Source organism: Peptoclostridium sp. (assembly GCF_009881055.1).
Lineage (GTDB): Bacteria > Bacillota > Clostridia > Peptostreptococcales > Peptostreptococcaceae > Peptoclostridium_A.
This window is the reverse complement of the sequence record NZ_WXFG01000008.1, coordinates 43,320-57,978: the sequence shown is the minus strand read 5'-3', so window position 1 is coordinate 57,978 and position 14,659 is coordinate 43,320. Positions and strand designations below refer to the sequence as shown.

At 43.8% G+C, this 14,659-nt stretch carries 15 protein-coding genes, 1 tRNA gene and 1 other annotated feature; all 16 genes read left to right on the top strand.

All coding sequences use genetic code 11. From position 1 onward, the window contains the following. Window positions 1–59 precede the first annotated feature (59 nt). Entirely contained in the window at window positions 60–1,535 is a 1,476-nt protein-coding gene (gene gltX / locus GT589_RS01905; RefSeq protein WP_293395156.1) for a glutamate--tRNA ligase, read from the top strand. Between the two features lie 142 nt (window positions 1,536–1,677). Continuing rightward, entirely contained in the window at window positions 1,678–3,075 is a 1,398-nt protein-coding gene (cysS, locus tag GT589_RS01900; RefSeq protein ID WP_293395154.1) for a cysteine--tRNA ligase, read from the top strand. Next, on the top strand, window positions 3,060–3,476 hold the full coding sequence (locus GT589_RS01895) for a Mini-ribonuclease 3 (RefSeq protein ID WP_293395151.1): 417 nt from the start codon (window positions 3,060–3,062) through the stop codon (window positions 3,474–3,476). The genes cysS and GT589_RS01895 overlap by 16 nt, the downstream gene beginning before the upstream one ends. Window positions 3,477–3,568: 92 nt before the next feature. Further along, the gene (gene thyX, locus GT589_RS01890) at window positions 3,569–4,327 is read left to right on the top strand and encodes an FAD-dependent thymidylate synthase (protein ID WP_293395147.1); all 759 of its coding nucleotides are present in this window, start codon (window positions 3,569–3,571) and stop codon (window positions 4,325–4,327) included. Between the two features lie 41 nt (window positions 4,328–4,368). Continuing rightward, window positions 4,369–5,103 (top strand): 23S rRNA (guanosine(2251)-2'-O)-methyltransferase RlmB, encoded by a 735-nt coding sequence (gene rlmB / locus GT589_RS01885; protein WP_293395143.1) that lies wholly within the window; start codon window positions 4,369–4,371, stop codon window positions 5,101–5,103. A 2-nt stretch (window positions 5,104–5,105) separates the two neighbouring features. Beyond that, window positions 5,106–5,621 carry an NYN domain-containing protein gene (locus tag GT589_RS01880; protein ID WP_293395140.1) on the top strand — a complete coding sequence of 172 codons (516 nt, stop codon included), beginning with the start codon at window positions 5,106–5,108 and terminating at the stop codon, window positions 5,619–5,621. A 53-nt stretch (window positions 5,622–5,674) separates the two neighbouring features. Beyond that, window positions 5,675–5,750: transfer RNA gene (locus tag GT589_RS01875), tRNA-Thr, on the top strand. A gap of 63 nt (window positions 5,751–5,813) precedes the next feature. Beyond that, window positions 5,814–7,007, top strand: a complete 1,194-nt coding sequence (gene tuf, locus GT589_RS01870) for an elongation factor Tu (protein WP_293395108.1) — start codon at window positions 5,814–5,816, stop codon at window positions 7,005–7,007. Between the two features lie 266 nt (window positions 7,008–7,273). Beyond that, window positions 7,274–7,423 carry a 50S ribosomal protein L33 gene (rpmG, locus tag GT589_RS01865; RefSeq protein ID WP_025434520.1) on the top strand — a complete coding sequence of 50 codons (150 nt, stop codon included), beginning with the start codon at window positions 7,274–7,276 and terminating at the stop codon, window positions 7,421–7,423. Between the two features lie 13 nt (window positions 7,424–7,436). Beyond that, window positions 7,437–7,649, top strand: a complete 213-nt coding sequence (secE, locus tag GT589_RS01860; RefSeq protein ID WP_293395137.1) for a preprotein translocase subunit SecE — start codon at window positions 7,437–7,439, stop codon at window positions 7,647–7,649. 49 nt (window positions 7,650–7,698) lie between these two features. Continuing rightward, window positions 7,699–8,226, top strand: a complete 528-nt coding sequence (gene nusG / locus GT589_RS01855) for a transcription termination/antitermination protein NusG (protein ID WP_293395134.1) — start codon at window positions 7,699–7,701, stop codon at window positions 8,224–8,226. A gap of 45 nt (window positions 8,227–8,271) precedes the next feature. Next, a complete protein-coding gene (gene rplK, locus GT589_RS01850; RefSeq protein WP_293395131.1) occupies window positions 8,272–8,697 on the top strand; it encodes a 50S ribosomal protein L11 in 426 nt (141 codons plus the stop codon). 56 nt (window positions 8,698–8,753) lie between these two features. Then, window positions 8,754–9,452: a 50S ribosomal protein L1 gene (gene rplA, locus GT589_RS01845; protein WP_293395129.1), complete on the top strand. Its 699-nt coding sequence runs from the start codon at window positions 8,754–8,756 to the stop codon at window positions 9,450–9,452. 57 nt (window positions 9,453–9,509) lie between these two features. Next, window positions 9,510–9,647 (top strand) — a sequence feature (ribosomal protein L10 leader region). 46 nt (window positions 9,648–9,693) lie between these two features. Then, window positions 9,694–10,203 carry a 50S ribosomal protein L10 gene (gene rplJ / locus GT589_RS01840; RefSeq protein ID WP_293395126.1) on the top strand — a complete coding sequence of 170 codons (510 nt, stop codon included), beginning with the start codon at window positions 9,694–9,696 and terminating at the stop codon, window positions 10,201–10,203. A gap of 74 nt (window positions 10,204–10,277) precedes the next feature. Beyond that, entirely contained in the window at window positions 10,278–10,640 is a 363-nt protein-coding gene (gene rplL, locus GT589_RS01835) for a 50S ribosomal protein L7/L12 (protein WP_293395124.1), read from the top strand. Window positions 10,641–10,892: 252 nt separating this feature from the next. After that, complete coding sequence (gene rpoB / locus GT589_RS01830) at window positions 10,893–14,600, top strand: DNA-directed RNA polymerase subunit beta (RefSeq protein ID WP_293395214.1); 3,708 nt, start codon at window positions 10,893–10,895, stop codon at window positions 14,598–14,600. Window positions 14,601–14,659: the final 59 nt, after the last annotated feature.

The following is a 14,659-nucleotide window of genomic DNA, read 5'->3' as shown; positions in this document are numbered from 1 at the left end:
TATAATATATTTGATATGGAAAACATGAAAATTCCATATGGATTCTAGGAGGATAAAGAATGAGTGTTAGAGTTAGATTTGCGCCAAGTCCTACGGGATTTGTACACATAGGAAGCCTAAGAACGGCCCTTTACAACTATCTGTTCGCCAAAAAGCATGGCGGAGAGTATATACTCAGGGTCGAGGATACAGACAGGACCAGATATGTTGAGGGAGCTATAGAGGGCATGCTCAGCGCCATGAGCTGGGCCGGCATAGAGCATGACGAAGGAGTCTGCCTTGACGAGAACGGAAAGCTCTCTCAAAAGGGCGAATACGGCCCTTACATGCAGTCGCAGAGGCTGGACATATACAAAAAATACGTGGACGAGCTTCTTGACAAGGGACATGCATATTACTGCTTCTGCTCAAAGGACAGGCTAGACACACTAAGGGAGATTCAAAGGGCGGAAGGCAAGATTCCAAGATACGACGGATACTGCAGAGGACTCTCGCGCGAGGAGGCTGAAAAGAGGATAGCCGCAGGCGAGGACTATGTCATAAGGCTCAAGTTTCCGGCCAACCACGAGATAGTTTTCGACGACATGGTAAGGGGAAGAGTAAGCATGAACACTGCTGATCTGGACGACCAGGTTCTCATAAAAAGCGACGGTTTCCCAACTTATCACTTTGCCGTTGTGGTAGACGACCACCTTATGAAGATAACACACGTAATAAGAGGCGAAGAGTGGATAGCCTCAACGCCTAAGCACGTATACATGTATGAGGTTTTCGGGTGGGAGGCGCCTACTTTCGTGCACCTTCCAAATATTCTAAACTCAGAAAAGAAAAAGCTCAGCAAGAGACAGGGCGATGTTGCTGTAGAGGACTTTGAAAAAAAGGGATACCTGCCTCAGGGTCTTGTGAATTACATTGCGCTTGTGGGATGGTCGCCTGAAGACAACAGGGAGATTTTCTCGATGCAGGAGCTAATAGAAGCTTTCTCGATTGAGAGAGTTTCAAGAAGCGGTGGAGTGTTCGACACAAGCAAGCTCAACTGGATCAACCAGCACTACATGAAGGAAGCGGATGACGAATATCTGGCTGACTTGGCAGTGCCTTTCCTTGAGGATGCGGGCATACTAAACGGGGAAGCGCTTGACAGAGTCAAGCTCGTAAAGATAATCTCAATTGTGAAGGAAGGTCTGCAATACATGGCGCAGCTTCCTGAAAAGATTGCAATATTCTTTGGAGATGAAATAAAGCCTGAAGGTGAAGAGGTTCAAGAGTTTTTGAAGCTTGAGCACATGCCTGCACTGATTGGCGCGCTAGAGGAAAAGATAAAAGCAACTGATGAAGTGAGCAGTGATTTTGTAAGCGCAATGTTCAAGGAGATTCAAAAGGAATATGGCATAAAGGGCAAGAATCTTTTCATGGGAACAAGAGTAGCTTTAACAGGACAAATGCACGGACCTGAGATTCCTCACGTTGTAGAGATACTCGGCAAGGAGAGGGTTCTAAAAAGAATAGAATACGTTAAGCAAAATCTCATATAAACCACAAGCCTCTTGGGACTATCTGTTCCAGGAGGCTTTGCTTTGTTTGCTTAAATGCTGTAGAAAAAAATAACAAAAGGATGTAAAATGATGTTATATGATTTATAGCTGTCTGGCTAATATAAAACGAGGTGATGAGCATATGAAGCTTTACAATACACTCACAAGGCAAAAAGAGGAATTCATTCCACTGGAGCAAGGCAAGGTCAAGATGTACTCGTGCGGGCCTACTGTATACAACTTTTTCCACATAGGCAACGCAAGACCTTTTATAATGTTCGACGTGCTTAGAAGATACCTGGAATACTTGGGCTACGATGTCAAGTTTGTGCAAAACTTCACTGACGTGGACGACAAAATAATACAAAGGGCCAACGAAGAGGGCATATCTCCATTTGAGGTGGCTCAAAAATATATTGATGAATACTTCATAGATGCTGACGGACTTGGAATAAAAAGAGCAGACGTACATCCAAGAGTTACAGAGACTATAGACGACATAATAGAATTCGTAAAAGGATTGATTGAAAAAGGCTTTGCTTATGAAGTCGACGGCGATGTATACTACGATTCCCATAAGTTCGGCGATTACGGCAAGCTTTCGGGCCAGAATCTCGAAGAGCTCGAGCTTGGAGCCAGAATCGATATCAACGAGAAGAAAAGACATCCGGGTGATTTCGTGCTCTGGAAAGCCAAAAAGGAGGGCGAACCTGGGTGGACAAGTCCGTGGGGTGAGGGCAGACCAGGCTGGCATATAGAGTGCTCCGTAATGTCTAAAAAGCACCTTGGGGAGACCATAGACATACATTCGGGCGGACAGGATCTTATATTCCCGCACCACGAGAACGAGATTGCGCAGAGCGAGGCGTTCAGCGGAAAGCCTTTTGCAAAATACTGGGTGCACAACGGCTATATAAACATAAACAACGAAAAGATGTCAAAGTCAAAGGGCAATTTCTTTACAGTAAGAGACATATCTAATCAAATAGACCTTGAAATCGTAAGGTTCTTCATGCTTTCGGCCCACTACAGAAGTCCGATAAACTACAGTGAAGAGCTGCTGATGCAGGCAAAGGCCGGTCTGGAGAGACTCTACAACACCAAGGAAAAGCTGCAGTTCATGCTGGAAAGCGCCGATGCTGTTTCGAACACGGCTGACGAAGGTTTTGTTTCAGAGCTTGAGGGCTTCAGGGAAAGATTCAAGCAGCATATGGATGACGATTTAAACACTGCAGATGCGCTAAGTGTAATATTCGAGCTTTCAAGATTCATAAACACCAAACTTGACGAAACTGCAAACCATGCATTCATGGAAAAATCCATGGAGCTTTTCAAGGAGCTCACAGGAGTGCTCAACATAGTAGGCAAGGAGAGCCAGAGTGAGCTGCTAGACGAAGAGATTGAAGCACTAATACAAGAAAGACTGGATGCCAGGAAAAACAAGGACTTCAAAAGGTCAGACGAAATAAGGGACATGCTCAAGGAAAAGGGCATAATACTTGAAGATACAAGGCAGGGTACGAAATGGAAAAGAGCGTAGAAGCGCAGGCGGCGCCAAATGCAGTGCTTTCGCCGCTGATGCTGGCGTACATGGGAGACTGCGTGTTTGAAATCCATGTGCGCAAATACCTCATAGACAAGTATGGGGACATAAAAGTGAACGACATACACAAGAAGGCCACTGGTTTTGTAAGGGCAAAAGCTCAGGCTATGGCGGTGCTGGCCTTAAAAGATCAGCTAAGCGACCAGGAGTGGGGCATAGTCAAAAGAGGCAGAAACCAAAAGAGCGCTACAATGCCCAAGAATGCTGATGCCACAGAGTACAGATACGCAACGGGCTTTGAGGCTCTTATTGGATATCTGTATCTTAATGGGTTTACGGAAAAGCTTGAGGAAGTAATTAAAAAGAGCATAGAGCTTATTGAAATGCAAATTTCATAGCTGGGCATCGCTGAAGGCGCCAGATGGCCGCTTAGAATTGAATTGTAAGGGTGGAAAGCTGTATTACGCAGTATAGAAAGGAATGTGGAAATATGAACGTAAGGCTCATTGAACATACGCCAAATCCCGACAAGGTGGTGGCTGTAGCTGCAAAGCTGTGCTACTCGAGAGTGGGTGTCGACGATATAGAAAAAAAGCTCAGCGACGAGGAAACTGAAAAATTTGTACAGATGCTTGTGGACATGAGGCATGAATCGCCGCTCGAGCATGTAAGCTTTACGTTTGCGGCTGAGGGCATATCAAGGGCCTGCACACATCAGCTGGTAAGGCATAGGATAGCGAGCTACTCACAGCAGAGCCAAAGATATGTAAAGCTTGAGCAGTTTGAATATATAGTGCCTCCGAATATAAGTGCAGTTCCCGAGGCGGAGAAAAAATTCAAGGAGGCCATGGAAGCTGACCAGCGCACATACAATGAGATAGCAGACATACTATTTCAAAAGCACTATGATGAGATGGTATCCGGCAGAATGGACGATAAAAAGGCGAAAAGCGCGGCAGAAAAAAAGGCGATAGAGGATGCCAGGTATGTATTCCCGAATGCGTGTGAAACAAAGGTTGTACTCACAATGAACGCGAGGACGCTGCTTCATTTTTTCAACAAGAGGTGCTGCGAAAGAGCGCAGTGGGAGATAAGGAACATGGCGGATCTCATGCTTGCAGAGGCCAAGAAGGTGGCTCCTTTCATATTCAAGAATGCGGGGCCGGGCTGCGTATATGGACCATGCCCGGAAGGCGCAATGAGCTGCGGCAAGACTGCGCTCATGAGAGAAAAGTATAGAAATTTATAATCAGTGCGCGCCGGCTATTATGGCGTGGAAGGAGAAAAGCTTTGGGTAAAATAGAAGGTAGGAATCCTGTAATAGAGGCCATAAGGGCGGAACATGAAATTGACAGCATAGTTATAGCCAACGGTGCGCAGGGCTCTGTCAAAAAGATTGTTGCGATGGCAAAGGAAAAGGGTATATTAGTCAAGTACGTCGACAAGAAAAAGCTGGATGAGCTTGCGCCTGGAGAAAATCATCAAGGTGTAGTTGCGTTCGTATCGGAATACGGCTACAGCGAGCTTGAAGACGTGCTTTCGAAGGTTGAAAAGGAAGGCAGATCACCGTTCATAATAATACTTGACGGCATAACAGACCCTCACAACCTGGGCGCAATAATACGGACTGCAGATGCATCCGGAGCAGACGCCATAGTAATACCAAAGAGAAGAAGCGTTGGAATAACATCGACTGTGGTTAAGTCCTCGGCCGGTGCGGTGGAATATGTGCCGGTATGCCGCGTTACGAATCTGGTTAGCACCATAAAAATGCTAAAGGAAGAGGGCGTTTGGGTTGCGGCTTTAGATATGGGAGGACAGCAGCTCCATAAGTCTAACCTGAAAGGTTCTATAGCGCTTGTTGTAGGGAGCGAAGGAGAGGGTGTATCCAGGCTTGTCAAGGAGAACTGTGATTTTACGGTGAGCATACCCATGAAGGGAAGGGTGTCATCTTTGAATGCTTCTGTGGCTGCTGGCGTTGTCATGTATGAGGTTTTAAGACAAAGAGGCGATAGCGAGGGATAAAGTTGAAGGAGTATCTTGTCATAGATGGCTATAACATAATAAATGCATGGCAGGAGCTTAAGGCCATATCCAGGACAGACCTTGAGGCGGCGCGGGACAGGCTGGTTGAAATAATGCTCGAATACTCCGCTTTCAGCGGTGTCGAAGTCATAATAGTATTCGATGCCTACAGAGTAAAGGGCGGCAGCGAAGTTGAGATAAAGCATCCCAAGGTCACGGTCATATACACAAGGGAGAATCAGACTGCCGATTCGTATATTGAGAAAGTTATAGGAGAATTAGGCAGATATTCGCTTATACGTGTAGCAACTAACGACGGCGCACAGCAGCAGATAGTGCTTGGCAGAGGCAGTGCCAGGCTTACAGCCCGCGAGCTCGAAATGCACATACAAAACTCCAAGGGCAACATAAAAAAAAGAACTAAGGATCCAGTGACAAAGATGACGCTTGCAGATCGCTTGAAAGACTTTGACGAGGAAGCGTTCATCAAGCTCGAGAGCATGAGAAAAAAAGGATGACTTCAAAGTATTGACTTTATAATGAGCCAATAGTAAAATATTAGAGATAGTGCGCCCACGTGGCTCAGTCGGTAGAGCGTCGCCTTGGTAAGGCGGAGGTCGGCGGTTCGAGTCCGCTCGTGGGCTCCAAAAAAGAAAGTCATAAAATATTGAGCGCATGACGCGGTTTTAATAAGAAGGAGGAAAAATAAAATGGCAAAAGCTAAATTTGAAAGAAGCAAACCACACGTTAACATCGGAACAATAGGACACGTTGACCACGGTAAGACAACACTAACAGCAGCAATAACATACACACTGCACTCAAGATACGGAACAGGTGAAGCAGTAGACTTTGCAAACATAGACAAGGCACCAGAGGAAAGAGAAAGAGGAATCACAATATCAACATCACACGTAGAGTATGAGACACCAAACAGACACTACGCGCACGTTGACTGCCCAGGACACGCCGACTACGTTAAGAACATGATAACAGGAGCGGCACAAATGGACGGAGCGATACTAGTTGTATCTGCAGCAGACGGTCCAATGCCACAAACAAGAGAGCACATACTACTATCAAGACAGGTTGGAGTACCATACATCGTGGTATTCATGAACAAGTGCGACATGGTAGATGACGAAGAGCTTCTTGAGCTAGTAGAGATGGAAATAAGAGACCTGCTAAGCGAGTATGACTTCCCAGGAGATGACACTCCAATAATAAAAGGATCAGCGCTAAGAGCACTAGAAGATCCAAGCAGCAAGTGGGGAGATGCAATAATAGAGCTATTCGAAGCTATAGACAGCTACATTCCACAGCCAGAAAGAGCAATAGATAAGCCATTCCTAATGCCAGTAGAGGACGTATTCTCTATAACAGGAAGAGGAACAGTTGCAACAGGAAGAGTGGAAAGAGGAATAGTAAAAGTACAAGACGAAGTAGAAATAGTTGGACTATCAGAAGAGCCAAGAAAAGTAATAGTAACAGGCGTAGAGATGTTCAGAAAGCTTCTTGATGAGGCACAAGCAGGAGACAACATAGGAGTGCTTCTAAGAGGAGTACAAAGAGACGAGATAGAAAGAGGCCAGGTACTAGCTAAGCCAGGCACAATAAAGCCGCACACAAAATTCACATCAGAGGTATACGTACTTAAGAAGGAAGAGGGCGGAAGACACACTCCATTCTTCAACGGATACAGACCTCAGTTCTACTTCAGAACAACAGACATAACAGGATCAATCGGACTACCAGAAGGCGTAGAGATGGTAATGCCAGGAGACAACATAGCTATGGAAGTTGAGCTAATAGCACCAATAGCAATAGAAGAGGGACTAAGATTCGCGATAAGAGAAGGCGGAAGAACAGTAGGAGCAGGAGTAGTTGCTTCTATAATAGAGTAATAAATTCTCATAAGAAGGCATGAAAGAGAAGGAATACTTTTCCTTCTCTTTTTTAACTTATAAAAAAATCAAACGAAATATCAAAGAAATAGGCACTTTGAGATTTGAATGCCAAAAATAATCAGAGCTAAAGATTGACACAAGGTTAAAAATATGGTAGATTTTATGGGTAGCGTTTTATAATGGCATATATAGTGGTCAGAAAAAAATAGATACTAGACAAACCAAAATAGGTTTTAGCGGCAGAAAGTTAGGAGGTGCTTTACATGAGAGTTAAAATAACTTTAGCTTGTACTGAGTGCAAGCAGAGAAACTATAACACTACAAAGAACAAAAAGAACAATCCAGACAGAATGGAAATGAGCAAGTACTGCAAATTCTGCAGGAAGCATACTCTTCACAAAGAAACAAAATAAGGATGTGAACAATATGGCAGCCCAGGTTAAAGCTGGCAACAATGAGTCCGGAGCTGGATTTTTGAAGGAAGTAAGAGCCGAGCTGAGTAGAGTTCACTGGCCAAATAAAAGGGAACTTACCAGGTATACTACTATAGTATTACTAGTAAGTACATTCATAAGCCTTGTCGTTTGGTTGCTCGACTCGGGATTGGGCTTTTTATTGAAATTCATAGTGAAGCAATAGTAACTAAAAGGAAAGAAGTCGCCTTTTAGGAGAAAGGATGACTAGTATTATGCCTAATAATGAGGAAAAAGCTAAATGGTATGTCGTGCACACATATTCTGGGCATGAAAACAAGGTAAAGGCAACCATAGAAAAAACAGTAAGGACCAGAGGTATGGAGGACTACATACACGATGTGGTCGTACCTACTGAAGAGGTTGTAGAGATAAAGGATGGCAAAAAGAAGGTCAAGTCCAAGAAGAAATTTCCTGGATATGTGATGGTCAAGATGCTTATCACTGACGAATCTTGGTATATAGTAAGAAACACAAAGGGCGTGACGGGTTTTGTCGGCCCTGGATCCAAGCCTGTGCCTCTTTCTGATGAAGAAGTGGCGGCTATGGGTGTGGAAAAAATTGTGCCAAAGATAGATGTTGAAGTGGGAGATGTCATATCCGTCAAAAGCGGACCTTTTGAAGGCTTTATGGGCAATATTCAAGAGATAAATCTTGAAAAGCATGCAGTTAAAGTCCTTATCTCAATGTTTGGAAGAGAAACTCCGGTAGAACTGGGGTTTGACCAAATAGAAAAAATGTAGGCAATAATTAAATAATTAATAATTTGATACAGGGAGGTGTACTAAATGGCTAAAAAAGTTATTGGTCAGATAAAATTGCAAATACCTGCAGGCAAAGCGACTCCAGCACCACCAGTTGGTCCAGCTCTAGGACAGCATGGTGTTAACATAATGCAGTTCACAAAAGAGTTCAATGCCAAGACTGCAGATCAGGCTGGTCTTATAATTCCGGTTGTAATATCAGTTTATCAGGACAGATCATTCACTTTCATAACAAAGACTCCGCCAGCAGCAGTACTTATAAAGAAGGCGTGCAAGATAGAGTCTGGTTCAGGTGAGCCTAACAAGAAAAAGGTTGCAAAGATAACAAAGGCACAAATAAGAGAAATAGCTGAGCTGAAAATGCCTGACCTTAATGCTACAGACGTAGAGGCAGCTATGAGCATGATAGCTGGAACTGCAAGAAGCATGGGCGTTGAAGTTATAGACTAGTTGTATCTATAATGTGGGAGGCAAAAAACCGTTAAAACCACAAGGAGGAATATGTAATGGCTAAAAAAGGCAAGAAATATGTAGAGGCGCTTAAAAAGTTTGACAGAAACACTTACCATGAGGCTTCTGAAGCTCTTCAGGTAGTGCTTGACTGCGCTAGCGCTAAATTTGACGAAACTGTAGAAGTTCACCTTAAGCTTGGTGTAGACTCAAGACACGCAGACCAGCAGGTTAGAGGTGCTGTAGTGCTTCCTCACGGAACAGGTAGAGTTAAGAAGGTGCTTGTATTTGCAAAGGGAGAAAAGGCGAAGGAAGCCGAAGCTGCCGGAGCAGACTATGTAGGAGAAATGGACCTTGTAAACAAGATACAAGGCGAGAACTGGTTCGACTTTGATGTTGTAGTTGCAACTCCTGACATGATGGGTCTTGTAGGTAGACTTGGTAGAGTTCTTGGACCAAAAGGACTTATGCCAAACCCAAAATCAGGCACAGTTACATTCGACGTTGCAGCTGCGGTTAATGACATCAAGGCTGGTAAGGTTGAATATAGATTGGATAAGACTAACATAATCCACGTTCCAATAGGAAAGATTTCATTCGGCAAGGAAAAACTGTTCGAGAACTTTGAAGTTCTTACAGAGGCAGTTGTGAAAGCCAAGCCATCTGCTGCAAAGGGACAGTACATGAGATCAGTTACTGTGTCTAGCACAATGGGACCTGGAGTAAGAATAAATCCAAATAAAATAGCAGAATAATTGTTGACAACTGGAAAGTGCTATAGTATACTTCGTTTGTTAAACAGTTAAAAATTATAAATATATATACAAATGCCGCAGACAGCAGGTGCGAATGCTTAAATATGCCTGCCGAGGATAATAGTTTTGATACTAGATATTGAAATTATAGCCCTTGTTTGTCTGTGAGCATGCAAGGGCTTTTATAATTAAAACGGCAAGGCTAGCTTTGCCGGAGTAGCCAAAAGGAGGTGGACGGTTAGTGTCTAAATCAGCAGTGGAAATCAAACAACAAGTAGTAAACGAAATAACAGAAAAATTCAAAAGCGCATCTTCACTAGTAGTAGTTGACTATAGAGGTCTTAAGGTTGAAGAGGCTAATGAACTAAGAGCCAAATTCAAGGAAGCTGGATGCGACTACAAGGTTTACAAGAATACTCTTGTAAGAAGAGCTGCAAAAGAGCTTGGATATGACCAACTTGATGAGGTGAATCTAGTGGGTCCAAATGCTATAGCTTTCGGCTATGCAGATCCAGTTGCACCTGCAAGAATACTAAGTGACTTCATGAAAACTCATCCTGCAATAGAGCTTAAGATGGGTATAGTTGAAGGCGAATTCTACGATGCGGCAAAAGTTAAAGCCCTGTCGGAAGTACCTTCAAGAGAAGTGCTTATTGCAAAACTTCTTGGAAGCTTCAAGGCTCCGCTATCAAACTTTGCTTATCTTCTGGATGCAGTTGCAAAGCAAAAGGCGGAAGCAGGCGAGCAATAATCGCCGCTTGAGATTCATAAATGCATTACAAAACTAAAAAAATCAAACGAAAATTAAATCGGAGGTGTCTTTAAATGACTATAGAACAAATACTAGAAGCTATAGAGAACATGAAAGTACTTGAGCTTAACGAGCTAGTTAAGGCTGCAGAAGAGAAATTCGGAGTATCTGCTGCTGCTCCAGTGGCTGTTGTAGGCGCTGTTGCTGCTGAAGCTGCTGAAGAGAAGACAGAATTTGATGTAGTACTTGCTGATGCTGGTGCTCAAAAGGTTAAAGTTATAAAGGTTGTTAGAGAGCTTACTGGCCTTGGACTAAAAGAAGCTAAGGATCTTGTAGACGGAGCTCCAAAGGCAGTTAAAGAAGGAGCTTCTAAAGAAGAAGCTGAAGATATGAAAGCTAAGCTTGAAGAAGTAGGAGCTAAAGTAGAAGTTAAGTAGTAATTAAAAAGGTGCCTTAACACTGTAAAGGCACCTTTTTTTATTCCAGCAAAATTCAAAGTGCGTCTCTAATTGCAAATGCTTTATGGAGACGCATTTTGAATTTTGTTGGAAAATAAAATAATTAAAACGTGTTGACTTGTTGACTGTGATATGATAACATGTTTTAATGCGTACAATGGATATTTCTGTCGTAAAACATGCATGCAAAATATTAACATAGATTTTTTTCTTAGGAGAGGTGAAAAATTGATGCCATTTCCACATCCTGTAAATAATGGAAGAAGAGCTAGGATGAGTTTTTCAAGGATACCAGAGGTAGCAGAGCTGCCAAACCTTGTGGAAATCCAGCTTGATTCCTACAAATGGTTTTTGGAGGAAGGTCTCAGAGAGGTATTCGAGGATGTCTCGCCAATTGAAGATTATACTGGAAACCTTTCACTTCATTTTGTTGACTACTCCATAGGTGAAGCAAAATATGATGTTGAAGAGTCAAAAGAAAGAGACGTTACTTTTTCAGCACCGCTGAAGGTCAAGGTGAGGCTTGAAAACAAGAACACTGGTGAAATAAAAGAACCTGGAAAAGATGTATTCATGGGAGATTTCCCTCTGATGACTGAAAAGGGAACTTTCATAATAAACGGCGCAGAAAGGGTAATAGTCAGCCAGCTTGTAAGATCTCCTGGAGTATATTACAGCGAAGAAAGGGACAAGGCCGGCAAGAAGCTTGTTTCATCCACTGTCATTCCAAACAGAGGAGCATGGCTTGAATATGAAACGGATTCAAATGACATAGTGTCTGTAAGAGTTGACAGAACCAGAAAGCAGCCAATAACGGTTCTGCTTAGGGCGTTTGGATTTGCAAGCGACATAGAGATAATAGAGCTGATAGGAGAAGATGAAAGACTCCTGTCTACGCTTGAAAAAGACAACACAAAAAACAGGGAAGAAGCGCTGCTTGAAATATACAAGAAACTAAGACCGGGCGAGCCGCCTACGGTTGAGAGTGCAACATCGCTTATTAATGCACTGTTTTTCGACCCTAAAAGATACGATCTGGCAAAGGTCGGAAGGTACAAATTCAATAAGAAGCTTTCAGTAGCCCATAGGATTAAAGGCAGAGTTGCGGCGGAAGATGTTGTCTCTTCGGAAACGGGAGAAGTTTTTGTTGCCAAAGGCGAAAAGATATCGCTTGAAAAGGCATTCGAGATACAAAATTCCGGAATAAACGTCGTGAAGGTATACGGTGAAGAGGGCAAAGAAATAAAAGTAGTAGGCAACAACTTTGTAGATATGAGGGCTTTTGTGGATTTTGAAATAGAAGGTTTCAACCCAAAGGTCAAGGTTCACTATCCAACACTCAAGGAAATATTAGATGAGTGTTCAAGCAATGAAGAAATAGCGGATGCTTTCAAGAAAAACAAGAGAAGGCTCGTTCCAAAGCATATAATACTAGACGATATCATAGCTTCTGTAAGCTACCAGTTCAACCTATTCCACGGAATAGGCAACATAGACGACATAGACCACCTAGGCAACAGAAGGGTAAGGTCTGTAGGCGAGCTTTTACAGAATCAATTCAGAATAGGCCTTTCAAGAATGGAAAGAGTAGTAAGGGAAAGAATGACAATTCAGGACACTGAAAACACTTCTCCTGAGGCTCTGATAAACATAAGACCGGTGGCTGCCGCCATAAAGGAATTCTTCGGAAGCTCTCAGCTTTCACAGTTCATGGATCAGACAAACCCACTATCGGAGCTTACACACAAAAGAAGACTTTCAGCTCTTGGACCAGGCGGTCTTTCGAGAGAGAGAGCGGGCTTTGAGGTAAGGGACGTTCACCACTCACACTACGGCAGAATGTGCCCTATAGAGACTCCTGAGGGTCCAAACATAGGACTTATAAACTCGCTGAGTACATTTGCCAAGATAAACGAGTATGGATTCATAGAGTCTCCATACAGGAAGATAGACAAGCAAAGAGGCGTAGTTACAGGCACAATAGATTATCTCACAGCAGACGAAGAAGATCTGTATGTAAGAGCCCAGGCAAATGAGCCGCTCGACGAGGACGGCAGATTCGTCAATGAGAGGGTAACTGCAAGAACTATAAATGGTGAAGCGGAGCTTGTGAAACCTGAAAGCGTAGACTACATGGACGTATCTCCAAAGCAGGTTGTATCCATAGCTACGGCTATAATACCATTCCTTGAGAATGACGACGCCAACCGTGCGCTTATGGGATCGAACATGCAGCGTCAGGCGGTACCTCTTATAAGAAGGGAAGCGCCTGTTATAGGCACAGGAATGGAAGGCAAGGCGGCCATAGATTCCGGCGTATGCGTAATGGCAAGAAATGCAGGAGTGGCTGAAAAAGTTACTGCAAATGAAATAGTCATTAAAAGAGAAGACGGCCAAAGAGACAGATACAAGCTGCTCAAGTTTAAAAGGTCAAACCAGGGTACTTGCGTCAACCAGTCTCCTATAATAAACAGCGGTGACATAATAAAAGCCGGCGATGTAATAGCAGACGGACCATCCACAGACATGGGTGAACTTGCACTAGGCAGAAACTGCAGGGTTGCATTCATGACCTGGGAAGGCTACAACTATGAGGATGCAATACTTCTCAATGAAAGACTTGTAAGGGAAGACAGGCTTTCTACAATACACATAGAAGAATATGAGGCTGAAGCTAGAGATACGAAGCTAGGGCCCGAAGAAATAACAAGGGACATTCCTAATGTCGGTGAAGATGCAATCAAGAATCTCGATGACAGAGGAATAATAAGAATTGGAGCAGAGGTCCAGTCGGGAGATATTCTTGTAGGCAAGGTAACTCCGAAGGGAGAGACTGAACTCACAGCTGAGGAGAGGCTGTTAAGGGCCATATTCGGCGAAAAAGCAAGAGAGGTAAGAGATACATCCCTCAAGGTACCTCACGGAGAAAGCGGAATAATAGTAGATGTAAGAGTGTTTACAAGGAAAAATGGCGACGAGCTTCCTCCGGGAGTAAACGAGCTTGTAAGAGTTTATATAGCAACAAAGAGAAAGATAAACGTTGGAGACAAGATGGCAGGACGTCACGGAAATAAGGGTGTAATCTCAAGGATACTTCCGGAAGAGGACATGCCTTTCATGGAAGACGGCACGCCTGTTGAGATAGTTCTAAACCCTCTGGGCGTTCCATCGCGTATGAATATAGGACAGGTTCTTGAAGTCCACCTCGGGCTTGCGGCCAAGAAACTAGGATGGCACGTGGCTACTCCTGTATTCGACGGAGCAAACGAGAGAGATATAGAAATAGCGCTTGGACAGGCTGGATATCCGCAGGATGGAAAGCTGACTCTGCGCGACGGCCGTACAGGCGAGCCTTTCGACAACAGGGTAACGGTAGGATACATGTACATGCTCAAGCTCCACCACCTTGTAGACGACAAGATACACGCCAGATCGACGGGACCTTACTCGCTGGTAACCCAGCAGCCGCTTGGCGGAAAGGCTCAGTTTGGAGGACAAAGATTCGGAGAGATGGAGGTTTGGGCTCTTGAGGCATATGGAGCTGCCCACACTCTTCAGGAAATACTAACAGTCAAGTCGGACGACGTCGTGGGACGTGTTAAGACATATGAATCCATAGTCAAAGGGGAGAACATCCCTGAACCTGGAATCCCTGAATCCTTCAAGGTTCTGATAAAAGAGCTTCAAAGTCTGTGCCTTGATGTAAAGGTGCTTGAGGCCGATCAGGAGATAGAAATAAAAGAGTCTATAGACGACGAAGAAATCACCATGGAAGGCGATTTTGAATATGTGCGTGATGTTGATCTTGAAGAGGGTATGGTAATAGAAGAAGGCGAAATGGACGAAGACTTAGAAGAAGAAACTGACGAATTTGAAGATGATGACATGGACCAAGAATTTTTCAAGGATGACATTGAAGAAGACGATGACGAGTTTTAAATAGCCAGGATCTGCAGCTATGCAGATCCCTGGGATTCACCTTGGGCAAGTCAATCTAT

Coding starts and splice junctions, on each gene's coding strand:
- gltX (WP_293395156.1), top strand. CDS start 60: ATGAGTGTTAGAGTTAGATTTGCGCCAAGTCCTACGGGATTTGTACAC.
- cysS (WP_293395154.1), top strand. CDS start 1,678: ATGAAGCTTTACAATACACTCACAAGGCAAAAAGAGGAATTCATTCCA.
- GT589_RS01895 (WP_293395151.1), top strand. CDS start 3,060: ATGGAAAAGAGCGTAGAAGCGCAGGCGGCGCCAAATGCAGTGCTTTCG.
- thyX (WP_293395147.1), top strand. CDS start 3,569: ATGAACGTAAGGCTCATTGAACATACGCCAAATCCCGACAAGGTGGTG.
- tuf (WP_293395108.1), top strand. CDS start 5,814: ATGGCAAAAGCTAAATTTGAAAGAAGCAAACCACACGTTAACATCGGA.
- rpmG (WP_025434520.1), top strand. CDS start 7,274: ATGAGAGTTAAAATAACTTTAGCTTGTACTGAGTGCAAGCAGAGAAAC.
- secE (WP_293395137.1), top strand. CDS start 7,437: ATGGCAGCCCAGGTTAAAGCTGGCAACAATGAGTCCGGAGCTGGATTT.
- nusG (WP_293395134.1), top strand. CDS start 7,699: ATGCCTAATAATGAGGAAAAAGCTAAATGGTATGTCGTGCACACATAT.
- rplK (WP_293395131.1), top strand. CDS start 8,272: ATGGCTAAAAAAGTTATTGGTCAGATAAAATTGCAAATACCTGCAGGC.
- rplA (WP_293395129.1), top strand. CDS start 8,754: ATGGCTAAAAAAGGCAAGAAATATGTAGAGGCGCTTAAAAAGTTTGAC.
- rplL (WP_293395124.1), top strand. CDS start 10,278: ATGACTATAGAACAAATACTAGAAGCTATAGAGAACATGAAAGTACTT.
- rpoB (WP_293395214.1), top strand. CDS start 10,893: ATGCCATTTCCACATCCTGTAAATAATGGAAGAAGAGCTAGGATGAGT.